This is a genomic window from Streptomyces sp. NPDC018026, assembly GCF_044327745.1.
In the GTDB taxonomy this organism is placed as follows: Bacteria; Actinomycetota; Actinomycetes; order Streptomycetales; family Streptomycetaceae; genus Streptomyces; species Streptomyces rubrogriseus.
The window spans coordinates 81,167-99,430 of record NZ_JBIRFY010000004.1 but is presented as its reverse complement, the minus strand read 5'-3'; the positions used below and the strand labels follow the sequence as shown (position 1 = coordinate 99,430).

Below are 18,264 nucleotides of genomic sequence, written 5' to 3'. Positions count from 1 at the left end.
TGCCGCCGTGGACGACGGGACGGCGTGGTGGACGGTCGGCGAGCTGGCGCTGGCGACCGGGGTGTCGGTGCGGGTGTTGCGGCACTGGGACGCGTTGGGCGTGGTGTCTCCCGAGCGGACGCCGAGCGGCCACCGCCGTTACGGCCCCGCGCACGTCACGCGTCTCTACCGGGCGACGGCCCTGCGCCGGACCGGCCTGGGGCTCCGGCAGATCGCCGCGTTGCTGGCGCACGAGGACCCGGACCCGGCAGCGACACTGCGCGCCCACCTCGACGACGTCGAGGAGGACCTCCGACGGCGAAGCCAACTCCGCGACCGACTCCGGGCCGCGCTCGAGAGTGCGGAGCCGGACCAGTTGATGAAGGTGATCGAGACCATGACCATGTTCGAGCAGTACGTGCACGGCTACCGCTCCGAGGAGAGCACACGTCTCGCGGACCAGGCGGACGCCCTCGCCGAGCTGTTGCACGGAGACACCGGCTTCCGGCCCGGCGAACGGGTCCTGGAGATGGGGTGCGGCGTGGGTGCTCAGACGACCACCCTGGCCGCACAGAGCCCGCACGCGCACTTCGTGTCCGCCGACGTCGCCCCCGACTCGCTGAAGTCGGCCTCGCGCCGCGTCGCCGCCGCCGGTCTGGCGAATGTCGAGTTCGTCGAGAAGGACGTGTTCGCGCTCCCCGAACCGGAAGGCGACTTCGCCGAGGCGTCCTTCGACCACGTCTTCGTGTGCTTCCTGCTTGAGCACCTGCCCGCTCCGGCCGACGCGCTGCGACGGCTGCGCCGCCTCGTCCGGCCCGGCGGCACGATCACCGTCGTCGAGGGCGATCACGGCTCAACGTATTTCCATCCGGACGACGAGGCCGCGCGCGCGGCCATCGCGTGCCAGGTGACGCTGCAACGCCACGCCGGCGGCGACGCCCTCATCGGGCGGCGGCTCTTCCCCCTGCTGCACGAGGCGGACTGGTCGGACATCAGCGTCACCCCGCGCACCGTCTACGTCGACGGCAGCCGGCCGGACCTCGCCGACAGCTTCACCAGACGCACCTTCACCGCGATGGTCTCCGGTGTCCGAGAGCCCGCCGTCGCGGCGGGGCTGATCGACCCGGACACCTTCGACGCGGGCATCGCCGCCCTACGGCGCACGGCTGAACCCGACGGAGTGTTCTGCTACACCTTCTTCAAGGCGGTCGCACACCGCCCGGCCTGACGGCGGGTCACGCACCCACGCCCCTCAGGCCAGCCCCGCCCCGATGGCGCGCCGGACGGCGTCCGCGCGGTCGCGGATGTGGGCCTTGGCGAACAGGTTGTTGATGTGGGTCTTGACCGTGGCCTCGCTGATGAAGAGCTGCTCGGCGATGCCCCGGTTGGACAGGCCCTGGCCAATCAGGGCGAGGACCTCGCGTTCGCGGGGGGTGAGGTCGCCCGGCAGGGGCTGACGGGCCGCCGCCCGGTCGGGGGCGGGTGCCTTCGCCCTGGCCGTGGCGAGCAGGCGGGCCTGGACCTCGCCGTCGAGTACGGACTGGCCCGCGCCCGCGGCCCGGATCGCGCGGGTGATGTCCTGGCGTCCCGCGTTCTTGGTCAGGTAGCCGCGGGCGCCCGCACCGAGCGCGCCCAGGATCGAGTCGTCGTCGGCGAAGGTGGTCAGGACGACGACCGCCACCTCCGGGTGCTCCTCGGTCAGGCGGCGGGTGGTCTCGATGCCGTCCAGCACGGGCATCCGCAGGTCCATCAGCACCACGTCGACGGGGCCGGCGGCGACCGCCGCCAGTACCTCGGTGCCGTCCGCGGCCGCCGCTACGACGTCGATGTCCTCGGCCAGGCCGAGCACCGCGGCGAGCGGCTCCCGCACGGCGGCCTGGTCGTCGGCGACGATCACCTTCAACCGCGTCGGCCCCCCGGTCTGTTCGCTCATCCTGGAATCACCGTCTCCACCTGCCAGCCGCCCCGGTCCGGTCCCTCGGTGACCGGCCCGGCGGTGACGCTCCCGCCCAGCAGGGCGACGCGCTCGCGCATTCCGATCAGACCCATGCCGCTGCCGACGCCCGGGGTCACCGCACGGGTGGCGGGCCGGTTGCGGATCCTCAGTGTGATCGACGCGGCGGTGAATGTCAGCTCCGCCTCGACCCGTCCGCCGGGAGCGTGCCTGGCCGCGTTGGTCAGGGCCTCCTGGGCGATCCGCAGCAGGTTCTGGGTCACCTGGGCCGGCACTTCCCGGACGGTTCCCGTGACCGTGAGGGCGTCGTGGTGGCCCGACGACTCGACCATCGCGGACAGGCTCTCCAGCAGCGGCAGCGCGTCCTCGCGCAGCGCGTGCACGGTCCACTGGGCCTGCTTCAGGCTCTCCTTGACCAGGCCGTGGGCCTTGGTGGTGGCCTCCCTGACCCTCTCCAGGTCACCGGTGTCGAGCAGTGCGTCGGCCAGTTCCAGCTGCATGTTGATCCCGGCCAGGGAGTGCGCGAGGACGTCGTGCACGTCCCGGGCGATCCGGCCGCGCTCGGTGAGGACGGCGGTCCGGGCCTCCGCACGGGCGGCGCGTTCCGCCGACTCGGCGGCCGAGAGCGCCGACCGTACGGCCTTGCGCTGGGCGCGGTTGAGGATGCCGACCACGACCGGGACGCCGGTGGTGAGGCCGAGCACCCAGGGCAGCTCCGGGTCCCCCGGCCCGAGGTCGAAGTGGAGGACGGCCGCGCAGAGCAGGGAGCATGCCGCCGCGAGGGTGAGGGCCCGGCCGGTGTCGAGGCGGTAGCCGATGTGGCCGGCGAGGAAGAAGGCGAACAGGTAGCTCGTACCGCTGCCGCTGACGCCGAGCAGCGCGGCCGCCGCGACGACACCGAGGGTGAGCCAGGTGAGCGCCGCCCGCGCGGAGACCCGGTGTTCGGGCAGGCCCCGGCCGAGCAGCGCCGCGGAGTTGAGCACGAAGAGGACGACGACGGCCAGACCCTGGCCGGTGAACCCCATGGGCCGGATCGTGAGCGCCCCCACGGCGACGACCGCGAGGCTCAGGGCCCACTGCACACGCGGGTCCCGGCCGGGGAGCGGACGCGGGTCCGCCCCCGGGTTCGGGGGCGCGGTGATCTCGGTGGCGGACACCGGCCGAACATAGCGCACGGTCAGGCCGTACGGTCGAGGACGGGAGCGGCGGGGACCACGGCCCCGGCCCCGGCCCGGACGCGGCTGCGTACGTAGATCGTGGCCACTCGGGTGACCACCTCGGTGACCGCCATCAGCACGAACGCCGTCACCCACGCCTGGTCGCCCGTGATGTGGTGGGCGACGCTGAACCGGGCGACGTCGTCGGCGCCGCCGCCGTGCTCGACCCAGACCTGGAAGCCCATGCGGGCGCCCATGCCCAGCACCCACAGGATCGCCGACACGGCGCCCGCCCTGATCATGAGGTGCCCGTCGAGGGGCCGGATCCGGGTGTAGACGCCGCCCGCGACGCCGAGCACGGCGCCCGCGCCCGCCAGGGCCGCGATCAGTACGAGGTCGTTGCCGCCGGTGGGGACGGAGTCCAGGTAGGAGTACGCCACGACGGCCACGATCCCCAGCGGGATCAGGAACGTCCTGCGGTCGAGCCGGCCTTCCCGCAGCTGCCGGAAGACGACGAGAACGAGGGCGATGTCGGTGATCCACTCAGTCGTTGTCATGCCCTCAAGGCTGCTCCGACCAGGCCCGCGACACCTGGACCCATGGGTGGAGCCGGGGGTGGAGATCCCTCGCTCCCCCGGTCTCCACCCTCGGCCCGGTCGTCCTGCGCGCCGCTACCGGCTGAGCCGCTGGAACCTGCGGACCGCCAGCGGCAGGAAGACCGCCGTCAGGATCACCGGCCACACGCCCGCCATCAGCAGCGCGTGCTGTTCCACCCACGAGTCGCCGCCGCCGACCGGCGTGCCGAACAGGTCGCGGGCCGCCGCCGCCGTGGACGAGATCGGGTTCCACGCGGCCACCCAGCCCAGCCAGTCGGGCATGAGCTGCGGGGCGACGAAGATGCTGGAGATCATCGTCAGCGGGAAGGCCACCGCGAACAGACCGCCCGCCGCCTCCGGGTTGGGAACCAGGAGGCCCAGCCACACGCCGATCCAGATCAGCGCGAACCGCAGCCACAGCAGCAGTCCGAACGCGGCCAGGAAGCCCCAGCCGCCGTCCGGGCGCCAGCCCATGGCCATCGCCGTCAGCATCATGATGGCCAACTCAGCGCAGGCCACGACCAGATCGGTCACCCCGCGCCCGGCCACCACCGCCGAGGACGCCATCGGCATGGAGCGGAAACGGTCGATGACGCCCTTGGTGGAGTCGTAGACGACGACCGTCGCGGTGTTGATGAAGCCGAACGCCATGGTCATCACGAACATGCCCGGCATCAGGAAGTCCTTGTAGTCCCCGCCGCCGGGCACCGTCATCGCGCTGCCGAACACATAGCCGTAGAGGAGGACCGACAGGATCGGGAAGCCCAGCTGCCAGGCGATGTTGACGGGCTGGCGCTGGTAGTGGGTCAGACCGCGGCGGACGATGTTGCCGCAGTCGGCGAGCAGCCAGTACAGGCGGCCGCGCTCGGGCGGGGCCGTCGCCGGACCGGCCGCGCTGTCGACACCGAGGGCGCTCATGCGGCCACCGCCTCCTTCTCCTTGCCCTTGCCGTTGCCCTTCTCCGTCTCCTTCTCCGCGTTCCGCGCGGGCTCCACGCTCGTGCGGTGGCCGGTCAGGCGCAGGAACACGTCGTCGAGGCTCGGCCTGCGCAGGCCGATGTCCTCGACGGCGACGCGCTCGTCCTGGAGGGTGCGGGCCACCTCCGTCAGGGCCGACACCCGGTCGGTGACCGGGGCGTGCACGCGCAGCGCCTCCTCCTCGACCTCGGGTTCGCCCTTGCAGACCCGGGCGACCGTCTTCACCACCCGTGGGATCTCGGCCCGGTCGGCGACCACGACCTCGATCCGGTCGCCGCCGACCAGGTTCTTCAGCCCGTCCGGGGTGTCGTCGGCGATGGCCCGGCCCCGGTCGATGACGGTGATGCGGGAGGCGAGCTTGTCGGCCTCCTCCAGGTACTGCGTGGTCAGCAGGACCGTCGTGCCGCTCGCCACCAGCTCGCGGACCGATTCCCAGACCTCGCCGCGGCTGCGGGGGTCCAGGCCCGTCGTCGGCTCGTCCAGGAACAGGACGGACGGGGCGAGGATCATCGACGCGGCGAGGTCGAGGCGCCGCCGCATGCCGCCGCTGTACTTGCCCACGCCCCGGTCGGCGGCGTCGGTCAGGTCGAACTGCTCCAGCAGCTCGACCGCGCGGGCCCGGGCCCGCCTGCCGCCCAGGTGGAACAGGCGCCCGAACATCTCCAGGTTCTGCCGGCCGGTGAGCACCTCGTCCACGGCCGCGTACTGGCCGGTGAGGCCGATCCGCGCCCGCACCTCGCGTGCCTGCCGGGCGATGTCGAGGCCCGCCACCTCGGCCCGTCCCCCGTCCAGCCTGATCAGCGTGGACAGGATGCGCACGGCCGTGGTCTTGCCCGCGCCGTTCGGCCCGAGCAGGCCGTGCACGGTGCCCTCGCGGACGCTCAGGTCGAAGCCGTCCAGAGCGCGTTTGTCGCCGTAGCGCTTCTCCAGACCCTCGGCCCGTACCGCGTGTCGCTCGCTCATGGGTCCCAGTCCCCCTTCCATTCCCTAACTGAGTACACCGTACCCGATTGCGCGTACACCGTACTCAGTTTTTCGTCGCGGACTTAAACTGACCCCATGGCAAGCGGTACGGAGACCAGCGGCAGCGGCGACATCGGCCGCACCCTCGAACTGTTGTGGGACACCGGCCGACGCCCCAGCCGGGGCCCGAGGCCGGGCCTGACGCTGGAGCGGATCGTGGAGGTCGCCGTCGAGGTCGCGGACCGGGACGGTCTGGGCGCGGTCTCGATGCGCCGGATCGCCACCGAGCTGGGCACCGGCACGATGTCCCTGTACCGCTACGTCCCCGGCAAGGGCGAGCTGCTCGACCTGATGCTGGACCGAGTGCAGCGCCCGTCCGAGAACCCGGCCGACCTCGGCGACGGCGGCTGGCGCCCGGCGCTGCACGCCCTCGGCCACGCCACGCTCGCCCTCTACCGCCGCCACACCTGGCTGCTGGAGGTCAACCAGTCCCGCCCGGTCCTCGGCCCGTCCGCCCTGGACGGCATGGAGAAGGTGCTCGCCCGGATCAAGCCGATGGGCCTGACCGACCCCGAGCTGGTCTCGGCGATCGTCATGATCGACGGGTACGTCGTCGGGGCCGCACGCACGCAGGTCTACGAGCGGGAGGCCGAGCGCAGGTCCGGGCTGACGGACGCGCAGTTCTGGGCGGCCCAGGAACCGGTGCTGGTGAAGGCCATGACCAGCGGGCGCTACCCGGTGCTCTCCTCCCTCTCCGAGGACGCCTTCGGCACCGGCTTCGACCACTTCGAGTTCGGGCTCCAGCGCATCCTGGACGGGCTGGAGGTGCTGGTGACCTCACGTCGCGCGGCGGACGGTTCAGCGGCGCCGGAACAGCCGGCGTAGCCCGAACAGCGCGGCGAGCGCGAGGAGCAGCCCGACCGCGCCCACCTTGAGCGTGATGCCGCCCGGGCCGTCGGACCCGGCGGAGTCCCCGTCCGATGCGCCGGAGCCGCCCCCGCCCGGACCACCGCCCTTCCCGGGCACGTCCTCGGCCTTCACGGGGCTGTTGACGCCCTCCATGCCGAGCAGCAGCTTCTTGCCGTCGGTGGTGTAGGTGGCGGACTCGCCCTGCCCCAGGGGCACGCTGATCCGCTCCCCGCGCTTGATCTTCCCGCCGTTCCAGTCGTACCAGATGCCCCCGAGGTAGCCGCGCACGGCGAGCTGCTCGCCGTCCGGGGAGAACGCGGCGTCCGTGGCCCAGAGGTCGACGGGGACGGTGGGCTTGAAGACGTTGGTGCCGGAGGGGGAGAGCTTGGCCGGACCCTCGTACAGGTGCCCGCCGTCCTCGTTCTTGTCGATGATGTAGACCCGCCCGGTCTTCGGGTGGACCACCATCGACTCCGCGTCGCGGGAACCGTCCGTGTACTTCACCACGTACTGCGTCGCCTTGACGGTCTGGTCCTTCAGGTCCGTAGGCTCGGGCAGCTCGTAGATCCACACGTACGGCCAGGTCACGCCGTCGTTGTCGCCGATGTCGCCGACGAAGATCTTGTTGCCGGGCCCGATGGCGATCGCCTCGACGTCGCGGGGCGTGCCGACGCCGGACAGCGCGACCCGGGCGACGGTCTCGCCGGTGGCGCCGTCCACGGCGTAGATGTACGGGCCGGTGTCCTGGTCGTTGTGCGTCCAGTAGATGCCGGGGTGCTGACGGGACGCGGCGAGGCCGCTGGACTCGGTGATGCGCGGGTCCTTGATGGTGAACCCGTCGCTCCCGGCGGGCCCGTCGCCCCCGTCCGCCGCGGAGGCGGGCACGGCGAGCGCACCCACGAGAAGGGCCGAGGCGAGGAGGGCGAAGGGTCGGCGCATGCGCCAAGCCTGCCATCCCGCGCGGGCGTTCACGTCGGCGGCCACCCCTCGGTCACCCTGCGTGGTCGGGCTCACATCGCGTCGACCAGGCCGATCGTCCATGATGAGCGGATGCTCAGGTTCATGTTCGTCGGTGACTCCATGACGATCGGAAGCGCCGGCGAACACACGTGGCGCTTCCGGCTGTGGCAGCACCTGCGCGACTCCTGCGGCCGCCCCTTCACCTTCGTCGGCCCGCGCGAGACCCTCCACGACCAGGGGACGGACGCCCCCACCTCGTGCGCCTACGCCGAACCCGGCTTCCCCCGCGCCCACCTGGCCGGCTGGGGCGAGGGCTGGCACCACATGGCCCCACTGATCGCGGAGACGGTACGGTCCTGCCGCGCGGACGTGCTCCTGGTCTCGCTGGGCCTCATCGATCTGGGCTTCTACACCAACGCCGAGCAGACCGCCGCCAACGTCCGCGCCTTCGTGGCGAACGCGCGCTCGGCGAACCCGCGCGTGCGCGTGGCGGTGCTGCCGGTGCTGCACAACATCCGGGTGGACGCCGACGAGACCTTCGCCGAGCAGGTCGCCCACTTCAACGAACTCCTCGTGAAGACCGTCGCCGACCTCGACGACGAGGGCTCCCCGCTGCTGCTCGTCCCGCCGCCGCCCGCGTACGACTTCCACACCGACACCTACGACGGCACGCATCCCAACCAGCGCGGCGAGCACCGGATCGCGGAGGCCTTCGCGACGGCGATGGCCGAGGAGTGGGGGCTCGGCGGGCCCTACTCCCCCGGCCCTTCGTCCCCGTAGGCCGCCCGGATCTCCCGGATCTCCCGGACCAGCCGGTCGGCGCAGGCCCGCACGGCCCGGCCGCTCCAGTCCTCCGTCTCCTGCCCGAGGTAGACGGCGCGCGCGTGGGCGAGCGGCGGCCGGTACGAGGCGGGCAGCCGCCCCAGGGCCCAGTCCGCCGCCGCGTCCTTCGACCGGATGTCCCCGGTGACCAGCGTGCTCCAGACGCGGGCGAGGGTGAGCAGCACGTTGCGCGTGTCCGGCTCCAGCCCGGCCAGCAGCTCCGGCACCCCGGCCGCGATCGCCCGCCGCAGGTCGCCGTGCGGCACCGGGTCCAGCAGGGCCGCGGGCGGCGGGCCGTACAGCGGGGCGTCGGCGCGCAGCACCATCGTCAGCAGCGGCGCCAGGTCGGGGTCGTCCGCCGGCTCCGGGACGGCGCCGCGCTCGTATTCGTCGCGCAGCCACTCGCCGTACAGGTACTCCCGGCGGGGCGGATACCGCCAGGGCCGGACCTCGTCCCGCACGACGGCGATCAGCTCGACGGGGCGCCCCTCACCGCCGGACACGCCGAGCAACTCCCCGGTGAGCCGCTCGCGTTGACCGTACGTGGTCGGGCGTCCCAGGACGACGAGGAGATCGAGGTCGCTGTACGGGCGCAGCCCGCCGAGGGTGGCCGAGCCGTGCGCGTAGACGCCGAGCACGTCGCCGTCCTCGTCGAGGTGCCGCCGGACGAGGGCGACGAGGTGATCGGTGCGGTCCCGGTCCCGCTCTGGCATATGCGCGTCCTCCCGTGTCCTGGGCGCCGTGCGTATCGTTGTACCGCGCGGCTGTACTCGTCGTTGAGTCAGCTGGGGAGGAGCGCCACGATGACCGTCGTAGACGACAGGATCGCCATGGCCGACGTCAACACTGAGCGTTTGGACGAGTGGTTCGAGCGGCTTGAACGGATGCCTGTCCCCGAAGGATTCAGGGCCGAGATCGTCGGGGGCACCGTTCACATGACACCGCAGCGCGGCACCCATTGGGACATCATCTTCGAGCTCGCGTGGGACATCCGGTCCCATTTCGGGAGGCGTGCCAAGGTGCTCTCCGATGTCCGCATCGACTTTCCGGGCCACCAGAACGGCTTCTGCCCGGACGTCGTCAAGATGCGCGACGGTACGAAGGCGGACGACACGGGCCGCTGGCGCTACCAGGACGTCGAATTCGTCGCCGAGGTCATCTCCCAGGGCACCGCCGCCAACGACTACGGCCCCAAGAAGGCCGCCTACGCGGCCGCAGAGGTCCCCCTCTACCTGATCGCCGACCCGTACCAGGGCCGCTGCCACATCTTCACGCACCCCAAGGACGGCGAGTACACCACCGAGACCAGGGTCGCCTTCGGGCAGGACCTGGACCTCACCGACACGGTCCTCGGCCTCACTCTCAGGACCGACGTCTTCCCCCGCGACTGAGCGTCCCCGCTTGCCTGGAGCGCACTCCAAGTCGTTGGCTTGGGGACCATGGAGTACACGCAGCTGGGACGCACAGGACTCAAGGTCAGCCGGCTCGTCCTCGGCACCATGAACTTCGGTCCGCAGACCGACGAGGCCGACAGTCACGCGATCATGGACGCGGCGCTGGACGCCGGTATCAACTTCTTCGACACCGCCAACGTGTACGGCTGGGGCGAGAACAAGGGCCGTACCGAGGAGATCATCGGCAACTGGTTCGCCCAGGGCGGCGACCGGCGCGACCGGACCGTCATCGCCACCAAGGTGTACGGCAACATGGGCGCCGACGGCGAGGCGTGGCCCAACCACGACAAGCTGTCCGCCGTGAACATCCGGCGTGCGGTCGACGCCAGCCTCAAGCGGCTGCGGACGGACCACATCGACCTGTACCAGTTCCACCACATCGACCGCGCCACCGGTTTCGACGAGATCTGGCAGGCCGTCGACGCGCTGGTCCAGCAGGGCAAGGTGCTGTACGCCGGGTCCTCGAACTTCCCCGGGTACAAGATCGCGCAGGCCAACGAGACCGCCGCCCGGCGCGGCGGGACCATCGGCCTGGTCAGCGAGCAGTGCCTGTACAACCTGGCCGAGCGCCGCGCCGAGATGGAGGTGATCCCGGCCGCGCAGGAGTACGGCCTCGGCGTCATCCCGTGGTCGCCGCTGCACGGCGGGCTGCTCGGCGGGGTCATCAAGAAGGAGGTCCAGGGCGGTCGCCGGGCCTCCGGACGGGCGGCCGACGCCCTGGCCGACCCGGCGAAGCGGGCGCAGATCCAGGCGTACGAGGACCTGCTCGACAAGCACGGCGTCGAGCCGGGCGAGGCCGCGCTGGCGTGGCTGCTGACCAGGCCCGGCGTGACCGGTCCCATCGTGGGTCCGCGCACCGCCGAGCAGCTCGCGTCGGCACTGCGGGCCGTGGAGCTGGAGCTGTCGCAGGAGCTGCTGGCCGGGCTCGACGAGGTCTTCCCGGGGCCGGGGCCCTCTCCGGAGGCCTTCGCCTGGTAGCGGCGTGAGGTGGTGAGCGGGGCGGCGGCCGCCTCGGGCCGGTCAGCCGAGGGCCGCCGCCAACGCCACCACCACGAGCATCAGCACGAGCACACCGGCCATGATCCGGTTTCGGGTCTTCGGGTCCACGCACCCGAGCCTAACCGGAGGCGCCGAGCGGGCTGCGGGCGACCGCCTCGTAACGGGGCCGCTCGCCCGGCACGCCCGACTCCGGCAGGTTGCTGCGGACCAGCGCCAGGTCGGTCACGGTCCAGGTGGGGCCGGTGAAGCCGGACAGCGCCTCGACGTAGGGGCGGACGTCGAACGCCTGTCTGCCGCGGGCCAGGGTCAGGTGGGGCCGGTAGCGGCGGTGCTCGCCCGTCCCGACGCCCGCCCTGCGCCCCGCGGCCTCCGCGCGGTCGGCCAGCAGCCGCAGGGTCGCCAGGCCGCCCTCCGCACCCGCCCACAGCGCCCGGCCGCGGCCGAACTGGCCGCCGCCGCGCAGCGCCAGTTCGAAGGGCGCGGTGCGGTGGGCCGCGCGCTCCAGGCGGGCCGACAGGTCGGGGACGAGTGCGTCGTCGACCTCGCCGTAGAAGGCGAGGGTGAGGTGCCAGCCCGGACGGCCGGTCCAGCGCAGCCCGTCGGCGCCGGGCAGCCCCCGCAGCACGGCCACCTCCGCGGCGAGGGCGGCGGTGACGTCCTCGGGCGGCAGTACGGCGGCGAACAGTCTCATGGGGCCAGCCTGGCAGAGCCCCGCCGCCCGGACCCCTGGATTTCCACCCCTACGCGGCCGGTGCCAGGGCCTCCTGCCGTTCCCGCGGCACGAACCGGACCTGCGGGTGGCCGCGGTGCCAGCCGACCGACAGGCGCAGGTTCCCGACGCGGGCCAGGACCAGGCCGATGACGAGGGCGGCGCCGGCGGCCACCGCGCCGCCCGCGGCGAAGCCGATCCGGGCGCCGTAGGTGTCGGTGACCCAGCCGACGATCGGGGCGCCGACCGGGGAGCCGCCGAGGAAGACCATCATGTACAGGGCCATCACACGGCCCCGCATGGCCGGGTCGGTCGACATCTGGATGCTGGTGTTGGCGGTGACGTTGACCGTCATGCTGAAGACGCCGATGGGGACCATGAGCAGCGCGAAGAGCCACAGCTCGGGCGCGGTCGAGGCCACGATCTCCAGGGCGCCGAAGCCGAGGGCCGCCGCGATCAGGACGCGCAGCCGGGCGGTGCCGCGCCGGGCGGCGAGCAGGGCACCGGCCAGCGAGCCGACGGCCATGAGGGTGTTGAAGAGGCTGTACGCCCCGGCGCCCGCGTCGAAGACGTCGTCGGCGAAGGCGGACAGGAAGACCGGGAAGTTGAAGCCGAAGGTGCCGATGAACCCGACCAGGGTGATCGTCCAGATCAGCTCGGGGCGGCCGGCGACGTAGTGCAGGCCCTCGCGCAGCTGGCCCTTGCCGCGCGGGGTGGGCCGGCCGGCGTGCAGTTCGCGGGCGCGCATCAGCAGCAGGCAGGTGAGCGGTGCGACGAAGGACAGGCCGTTGGCGAGGAACGCCCAGCCGGTGCCGACCCCGGTGATCATCAGACCGGCGACGGCGGGGCCGACGAGCCGGGCCGACTGGAAGTTGGCCGAGTTCATGCTGACCGCGTTCTGCAGCTGGTCGCGGCCGACCAGCTCGGAGACGAAGGTCTGGCGGGCCGGGTTGTCCATGACGGTGGCCAGGCCCATCGCGAAGGCGGCGACGTAGACGTGCCAGACCTGGACGTGTCCGCTCAGGGTGAGGACGGCGAGGGCGAGCGCGGTCAGCGCCATCGCGGTCTGGGTGACCAGCAGCGTGGGCCGCTTGGGCAGGCGGTCGACGAGGACGCCGCCGTAGAGGCCGAAGAGCAGCATGGGCAGGAACTGCAGGGCGGTGGTGATGCCGACGGCGGCCGAGGAGCCGGTGAGGCTGAGCACCAGCCAGTCCTGGGCGATGCGCTGCATCCAGGTGCCGATGTTGGAGACGACCTGGCCCATGAAGAACAGGCGGTAGTTCCTGACCTTCAGGGAGGCGAACATCGAGGTCCTGCGAGGGGCGGCGGGGCCCGTCGGACCGTCCGGGGTGGTCGGGTTGTCGTTGCCGTCAGGTGCGGGGGCGGAAGCTGCTCCGGATCCCGTACTCAAAAGGGTTCGCCTCCTCGCGAGAACTGCTTACTTGTGTGCGAGCTTCTCCAGCACGGGGGCGGCGGCGCGCAGTTTCGCCCACTCGTCCTCGTCGAGGCCCTCGACCAGCGTGGCCAGGAACGCGTTCCGCTTGCGGCGGCTCTCCTCAAGCATCACCACGGCCTGCTCGGTCTGCGTCACGACCTTCTGGCGCCGGTCCTCGGGGTGCGGCTCCAGCCTGACCAGGCCCTTGGCCTCCAGCAGCGCCACGATGCGGGTCATCGAGGGCGGCTGGACGTGTTCCTTGCGGGCCAGCTCGCCCGGGGTCGCGCTGCCGCAGTTCGACAGGGTGCCCAGCACCGACATCTCGGTGGGGCTGAGCGACTCGTCGACCCGCTGGTGCTTGAGCCGACGGGACAGCCGCATCACGGCGGAGCGCAGGGAGTTCACGGCGGCGGCGTCGTCGCCATGCTTGAGGTCCGGCATGTTCCTTAGCGTAACTCATTAGTCTGGCGAAATACCAACGCACGTCACCCCGGTGCCCCGTGACACCCGCCACTGAAACCCGCAGTTCACCCGTACGAGTGAGTCGTTTCCGGAAATGGAGGCATCACCCGGTCGGCCGGGGCGACCCTCGTCCTCATGGGGACCAGCGTGCTCAGCCTGCGGATGGACGGGGAGCTGCTCGACCGGCTCCGGGACCATGCGGCCAAAAGAGGAATGAGCGTCCAGGACTATGTCGTCCGGACGCTCATCCGCGATGACTTCGACGAGCGGTTCCAGTCCGCCGTGGAGGAGACGGAACGGTTCTACGGGGTGCCGTGAGCCGGAAGGCCCGGTTCGGACCCCCGCGGGATCAGGTCAGGCCCAGGGCCGGCATCAGGTAGTAGAAGGCGAAGACCGCCGACACCACGTGCATCGCCACCGGCACCTCGCGGCCCCGTCCGGCCGCCAGGCGCAGCACCGAGAAGGTGATGAAGCCCATGCCGATGCCGTTGGTGATCGAGTAGGTGAACGGCATCATCAGCATCGTCACGAAGGCCGGGATGGCGACCGTGAAGTCCGACCAGTCGATCTCCTTGATCGAACCGGCCAGGATCAGGAAGCCCACCGCGATCAGCGCCGGGGTCGCCGCCTGCGACGGGACCATGGTGGCGACCGGCGTGAGGAACAGCGCCAGGGCGAACAGCGTGCCCGTCACGAGGTTGGCGAAGCCGGTGCGCGCGCCCTCGCCGACACCGGCCGTGGACTCCACGAAGCAGGTGGTGGCGGAGGCGGAGCTGGCACCGCCGACGGCGACCGCGACGCCGTCGACGAACAGGACCTTGTTGATGCCCGGCATCTGGCCCTCGCCGTCGGTCAGCTTCGCCTCGTCGCTGACGCCCATGATCGTGCCCATCGCGTCGAAGAAGCACGACAGCAGCACGGTGAAGACGAACAGCACGCCGGTCAGGACGCCGACCTTCTCGAACCCGCCGAACAGGCTGACCTCGCCGACCAGCCCGAAGTCGGGCGTGGCAACGGGGTTGCCGGGCCACTCGGGCGTGGTCAGGCCCCAGGAGGGGATGTCGGCGACGGCGTTGACGATCATCGCGACGCCGGTCATCACCACGATCGAGATGAGGATGGCGCCCGGCGTCTTCCGGACGATCAGCGCGAGGGTCAGCAGCACGCCGAGGACGAAGACCAGGACCGGCCAGCCGGTGAGGTGCCCGCCGGTGCCGAGCTGGATCGGGACCGTGGTCTGGGCGGCGTCCGGCATCCGGGTGATGAAGCCGGAGTCGACCAGACCGATGATCATGATGAACAGGCCGATGCCGATCGCGATGGCCTTGCGCAGGCTGTAGGGCACGGCGTTCATCACGCGCTCGCGCAGCCCGGTGGCGACCAGCAGCATGACGACGAAACCGGCCAGCACCACCATGCCCATGGCGTCCGGCCAGGACATCCGCGGGGCGAGCTGGAGGGCGACGACGGAGTTCACGCCGAGACCGGCGGCGAGCGCGATCGGCACGTTGCCGATGACGCCCATCAGGAGCGTGGTGAACGCCGCCGTCAGCGCGGTCGCGGTGACCAGCTGACCGTTGTCGAGCTGGTTGCCGTACATGTCCTTCGCGCTGCCCAGGATGATCGGGTTCAGCACGATGATGTAGGCCATCGCGAAGAAGGTGGCGAAGCCGCCGCGGATCTCACGGGGCAGGGTGCTGCCGCGCTCGGAGATCTTGAAGTAGCGGTCGAGGCCGTTCTGCGGGGGCCGCCGGTCTTCCGGCGACTCGGGGGACGGGGGGACCTTGGCGGAGGCCGAGGTGGACATGCGGGGACCTCATCACCAACAGGTTCCCCCACGGCCTTGTCGGTGTTCCTATTGGTGTTTTCTACGAATGAAAGTGGTCAGAGACAAACGGGTTCAGTATGAACGTATGAGCCCCTGATCGCTATCTCCGCGCGTAGACCCGCGGAATCACCGTGTGGCGGCGCGCCGTCAACCCGTTCGCACGCTCCTCGTAAGCTGTACGCATGACGAAGTGGACACCCACGCACGAGGCGCCGGAGCCCCTGGAGGGCCCCGTGGTTCCGACCATCGTCGGCGGCACCATCCTCTGGTTCGTCCTCTTCCTGGTGCAGCTGCCCTTCTACGGCTGGTTCGACGACCACGGGCACACCTGGTGGGTGTGGACCTGCCTGGCCGGCGCGGGTCTCGGCCTGATCGGCATCTGGTACGTCCGGGGACGCGACGCCGCGATCAAGCGGGACTCGGCCGCCAAGGCCGCCGAGGCAGCCAGGGCGGAGAACTAGTACCAGGGCAGCACACCGCGCCCGCCCGTCTCGTACCCAGGTCGGATCTTCGCCGCACTCGATGGGTGGAGCCGTAAATCCGCACGTACCGTCGAATCCATGACGCATCTCGACGCGGACAGACTCGACCCCGGGCAACCCGCGCACGCCGTTGACGCCCCTTCGCCCGCTACCGGGCTCACGGCGGCCGGGGTCGCCGAGCGGATCGCCCGCGGCCAGGTCAACGACGTGCCGGTGCGCAGCAGCCGCTCCCTGGCCGACATCGTCCGCGCCAACGTCTTCACCCGGTTCAACGCGATCATCGGCGTGCTCTGGGTGATCATGCTGTTCGTCGCGCCGATCCAGGACAGCCTGTTCGGCTTCGTGATCCTCGCCAACACCGGCATCGGCATCATCCAGGAGTGGCGGGCGAAGAAGACCCTCGACTCACTGGCCCTGATCGGCGAGGTCCGCCCGACGGTGCGCCGGGACGGGAAGCCCGCCGAGATCAGCACGTCCGAGATCGTGCTGGACGACGTCATCGAGATCGGCCCCGGCGACAAGGCCGTCGTCGACGGGGTGTGCGTCGAGGCCGACGGGCTGGAGATCGACGAGTCCCTGCTGACCGGCGAGGCCGACCCCGTGGTCAAACAGCCGGGCGACCAGGTCATGTCGGGCAGCTTCGTGGTCGCGGGCGGCGGCGCCTTCCGGGCCACCAAGGTCGGCCGCGAGGCCTACGCCGCCCAGCTCGCCGAGGAGGCCTCCCGCTTCACGCTGGTCCAGTCCGAGCTGCGCTCCGGCATCTCCACGATCCTCAAGTACGTCACCTGGATGATGGTCCCGACCGCGATCGGCCTGATCCTCAGCCAGCTGCTCGCCAAGGACAACGAACTGGACGACTCGATCGCGCGCACCGTCGGCGGCATCGTGCCCATGGTCCCCGAGGGCCTCGTGCTGCTCACCTCCGTCGCCTTCGCGATCGGCGTCGTCCGGCTCGGCCGCAAGCAGTGCCTCGTCCAGGAGCTGCCCGCCATCGAGGGCCTGGCCCGCGTCGACACCGTCTGCCTGGACAAGACCGGCACCCTCACCGAGGGCGGCATGGACGTCACCGACCTGCGCCCGCTCAACGGCGCCGACGAGGGTCACGTCCGCGCCGTGCTCGGTGCCCTCGGCGCGTCCGACCCGCGCCCCAACGCCTCCCTCCAGGCGATCATCGACACCTACCCGGTCGACGGGTCCGCCGGGGCCGACGGGTCCGCCGGGGCGTGGCGGACCACGGGGGTGCTGCCCTTCTCCTCCGCCCGCAAGTACAGCGGCGCCGCCTTCGACGAGGGCGACGGCGCCACCGGCACCTGGCTGCTGGGCGCCCCGGACGTGCTGCTGCCCGAGGACGACCCGGCGCTCGCCGAGACCGGCCGGCTCAACGAACAGGGCCTGCGCGTACTGCTGCTCGCCCGCGCCGCCCGCGACCTGGACGACCCCGAGGTCGCCGAGGGCGTCGAGCCCACCGCCCTGGTGGTCCTGGAGCAGCGGCTGCGCCCGGACGCCGCCGACACCCTGCGCTACTTCGCCGACCAGGACGTGCGCGCCAAGGTCATCTCCGGCGACAACGCGGTGTCGGTCGGCGCGGTCGCCGCCAAGCTCGGGCTGTCCGGAGCCACCGTGGACGCGCGCCGGCTGCCCGCCGAGCGGGAGGAGATGGCGGGCGCCCTGGACGAGGGCACGGTGTTCGGGCGGGTCACCCCGCAGCAGAAGCGGGACATGGTGGGCGCCCTGCAGTCACGCGGCCACACGGTCGCGATGACCGGCGACGGCGTCAACGACGTCCTCGCCCTCAAGGACGCCGACATCGGTGTCGCGATGGGCTCCGGCTCGGAGGCGACCCGGGCGGTCGCGCAGATCGTGCTGCTCAACAACAGCTTCGCCACACTGCCGTCGGTGGTGGCCGAGGGCCGCCGCGTCATCGGCAACATCACGCGCGTGGCGACCCTGTTCCTGGTCAAGACCGTGTACTCGGTGCTGCTCGCGATCCTGGTGGTCTGCTCGCAGGTGGAGTACCCGTTCCTGCCCCGCCACCTCACCCTGCTCTCGACGCTCACCATCGGCGTCCCGGCCTTCTTCCTGGCCCTCGCCCCGAACAAGGAACGGGCCAGGCCGCACTTCGTCCGGCGCGTGATGCGGTACGCGATCCCGGGCGGGGTGGTGGCGGGGGCGGCGACCTTCGTGACGTACCTCGTGGCCCGGCAGCACTACACCGGCCCGGGCGCGCTGGACGCGGAGACCAGCGCGGCGACGCTGACGCTGTTCCTGATCTCGATGTGGGTGCTGGCGATCATCGCCCGGCCGTACACGTGGTGGCGGGTGCTGCTGGTGGCGGCGATGGGGCTGGGCTTCGTGATCGTGCTGGCGGTGCCGTGGTTGCAGGACTTCTTCGCGCTGAAGCTGGTGGGGGCGACGATGCCGTGGACTGCCGTCGGCATTGCGGTGGTTGGCGCCGGGGTTCTGGAGTTCACCTGGAGGTGGGTGGACCGGCGGTTTCCCGTATGACGGTTCGTTGTTTGCCGCGGCGCCGTCGTGGCTGGTCGCGCCCACGCGGCGGAGCCGCATATCGAACACAGCC

Annotated in this window: 19 protein-coding genes; 8 read left to right on the top strand and 11 right to left on the bottom strand. The window is 71.5% G+C overall.

All coding sequences use genetic code 11. The annotated features are described in order from the left end of the window. Window positions 1-7: 7 nt before the first annotated feature. Window positions 8-1,207 carry a methyltransferase gene (locus ACH4D3_RS14450; protein ID WP_398321398.1) on the top strand — a complete coding sequence of 400 codons (1,200 nt, stop codon included), beginning with the start codon at window positions 8-10 and terminating at the stop codon, window positions 1,205-1,207. A gap of 24 nt (window positions 1,208-1,231) precedes the next feature. On the opposite strand, the gene ACH4D3_RS14445 is transcribed toward ACH4D3_RS14450, so the two are convergent. From ACH4D3_RS14445 to ACH4D3_RS14425, 5 genes are all read right to left on the bottom strand, one after another. Next, window positions 1,232-1,912, bottom strand: coding sequence for a response regulator (locus tag ACH4D3_RS14445; RefSeq protein ID WP_398321395.1), 681 nt, complete (start codon window positions 1,910-1,912; stop codon window positions 1,232-1,234). Further along, window positions 1,909-3,108 (bottom strand): sensor histidine kinase, encoded by a 1,200-nt coding sequence (locus tag ACH4D3_RS14440; protein WP_398321392.1) that lies wholly within the window; start codon window positions 3,106-3,108, stop codon window positions 1,909-1,911. The genes ACH4D3_RS14445 and ACH4D3_RS14440 overlap by 4 nt, the downstream gene beginning before the upstream one ends. A 2-nt stretch (window positions 3,109-3,110) precedes the next feature. After that, entirely contained in the window at window positions 3,111-3,647 is a 537-nt protein-coding gene (locus ACH4D3_RS14435; protein ID WP_398321389.1) for a hypothetical protein, read from the bottom strand. Window positions 3,648-3,761: 114 nt separating this feature from the next. Further along, window positions 3,762-4,604 carry an ABC transporter permease gene (locus ACH4D3_RS14430; protein WP_398321387.1) on the bottom strand — a complete coding sequence of 281 codons (843 nt, stop codon included), beginning with the start codon at window positions 4,602-4,604 and terminating at the stop codon, window positions 3,762-3,764. Further along, on the bottom strand, window positions 4,601-5,626 hold the full coding sequence (locus ACH4D3_RS14425; RefSeq protein WP_398321385.1) for an ATP-binding cassette domain-containing protein: 1,026 nt from the start codon (window positions 5,624-5,626) through the stop codon (window positions 4,601-4,603). Before ACH4D3_RS14425 ends, ACH4D3_RS14430 begins: the two co-directional genes overlap by 4 nt. A 96-nt stretch (window positions 5,627-5,722) precedes the next feature. On the opposite strand from ACH4D3_RS14425, the gene ACH4D3_RS14420 reads away from it, so the two are divergent. Then, window positions 5,723-6,511, top strand: a complete 789-nt coding sequence (locus ACH4D3_RS14420; protein ID WP_398321383.1) for a TetR/AcrR family transcriptional regulator — start codon at window positions 5,723-5,725, stop codon at window positions 6,509-6,511. On the opposite strand, the gene ACH4D3_RS14415 is transcribed toward ACH4D3_RS14420, so the two are convergent. Further along, entirely contained in the window at window positions 6,485-7,474 is a 990-nt protein-coding gene (locus ACH4D3_RS14415; RefSeq protein WP_398321381.1) for a WD40 repeat domain-containing protein, read from the bottom strand. The genes ACH4D3_RS14420 and ACH4D3_RS14415 overlap by 27 nt on opposite strands. 111 nt (window positions 7,475-7,585) lie before the next feature. Between ACH4D3_RS14415 and ACH4D3_RS14410 the strand changes: the two genes are divergently transcribed. Then, window positions 7,586-8,275 (top strand): GDSL-type esterase/lipase family protein, encoded by a 690-nt coding sequence (locus ACH4D3_RS14410; RefSeq protein ID WP_398321379.1) that lies wholly within the window; start codon window positions 7,586-7,588, stop codon window positions 8,273-8,275. Here the strand turns inward: ACH4D3_RS14410 and ACH4D3_RS14405 are convergent. Continuing rightward, window positions 8,248-9,030, bottom strand: a complete 783-nt coding sequence (locus ACH4D3_RS14405; protein ID WP_398321377.1) for an aminoglycoside adenylyltransferase family protein — start codon at window positions 9,028-9,030, stop codon at window positions 8,248-8,250. The two genes, ACH4D3_RS14410 and ACH4D3_RS14405, sit on opposite strands and share 28 nt — an antisense overlap. 90 nt (window positions 9,031-9,120) lie before the next feature. Here ACH4D3_RS14405 and ACH4D3_RS14400 point away from each other — a divergent pair, with 90 nt between their 5' ends. Continuing rightward, the gene (locus ACH4D3_RS14400; RefSeq protein ID WP_398321374.1) at window positions 9,121-9,708 is read left to right on the top strand and encodes a Uma2 family endonuclease; all 588 of its coding nucleotides are present in this window, start codon (window positions 9,121-9,123) and stop codon (window positions 9,706-9,708) included. A gap of 48 nt (window positions 9,709-9,756) precedes the next feature. Next, on the top strand, window positions 9,757-10,749 hold the full coding sequence (locus ACH4D3_RS14395) for an aldo/keto reductase (protein ID WP_398321371.1): 993 nt from the start codon (window positions 9,757-9,759) through the stop codon (window positions 10,747-10,749). 139 nt (window positions 10,750-10,888) lie between these two features. Here the strand turns inward: ACH4D3_RS14395 and thpR are convergent, their stop codons facing one another. Genes thpR through ACH4D3_RS14380 form a run of 3 tightly spaced genes read right to left on the bottom strand, consistent with a single transcriptional unit; the run spans window position 10,889 to window position 13,355 of the window. Continuing rightward, entirely contained in the window at window positions 10,889-11,461 is a 573-nt protein-coding gene (gene thpR / locus ACH4D3_RS14390; RefSeq protein ID WP_398321368.1) for an RNA 2',3'-cyclic phosphodiesterase, read from the bottom strand. A 49-nt stretch (window positions 11,462-11,510) separates the two neighbouring features. Beyond that, entirely contained in the window at window positions 11,511-12,890 is a 1,380-nt protein-coding gene (locus ACH4D3_RS14385; RefSeq protein WP_398321365.1) for an MFS transporter, read from the bottom strand. Window positions 12,891-12,917: 27 nt separating this feature from the next. Further along, window positions 12,918-13,355 carry a MarR family winged helix-turn-helix transcriptional regulator gene (locus ACH4D3_RS14380; RefSeq protein ID WP_003974639.1) on the bottom strand — a complete coding sequence of 146 codons (438 nt, stop codon included), beginning with the start codon at window positions 13,353-13,355 and terminating at the stop codon, window positions 12,918-12,920. A 156-nt stretch (window positions 13,356-13,511) separates the two neighbouring features. Between ACH4D3_RS14380 and ACH4D3_RS14375 the strand changes: the two genes are divergently transcribed. Next, window positions 13,512-13,694, top strand: coding sequence for a ribbon-helix-helix protein, CopG family (locus tag ACH4D3_RS14375; RefSeq protein ID WP_398321362.1), 183 nt, complete (start codon window positions 13,512-13,514; stop codon window positions 13,692-13,694). A 31-nt stretch (window positions 13,695-13,725) separates the two neighbouring features. Here ACH4D3_RS14375 and ACH4D3_RS14370 read toward each other — a convergent pair whose 3' ends face one another. Next, entirely contained in the window at window positions 13,726-15,183 is a 1,458-nt protein-coding gene (locus ACH4D3_RS14370) for an NCS2 family permease (RefSeq protein ID WP_398321359.1), read from the bottom strand. A gap of 203 nt (window positions 15,184-15,386) precedes the next feature. Between ACH4D3_RS14370 and ACH4D3_RS14365 the strand changes: the two genes are divergently transcribed. Both ACH4D3_RS14365 and ACH4D3_RS14360 read left to right on the top strand, forming a co-directional pair. Further along, window positions 15,387-15,665, top strand: a complete 279-nt coding sequence (locus ACH4D3_RS14365; protein ID WP_398321356.1) for a DUF2530 domain-containing protein — start codon at window positions 15,387-15,389, stop codon at window positions 15,663-15,665. A 99-nt stretch (window positions 15,666-15,764) separates the two neighbouring features. Further along, window positions 15,765-18,191: an HAD-IC family P-type ATPase gene (locus ACH4D3_RS14360; protein WP_398321353.1), complete on the top strand. Its 2,427-nt coding sequence runs from the start codon at window positions 15,765-15,767 to the stop codon at window positions 18,189-18,191. Window positions 18,192-18,264: the final 73 nt, after the last annotated feature.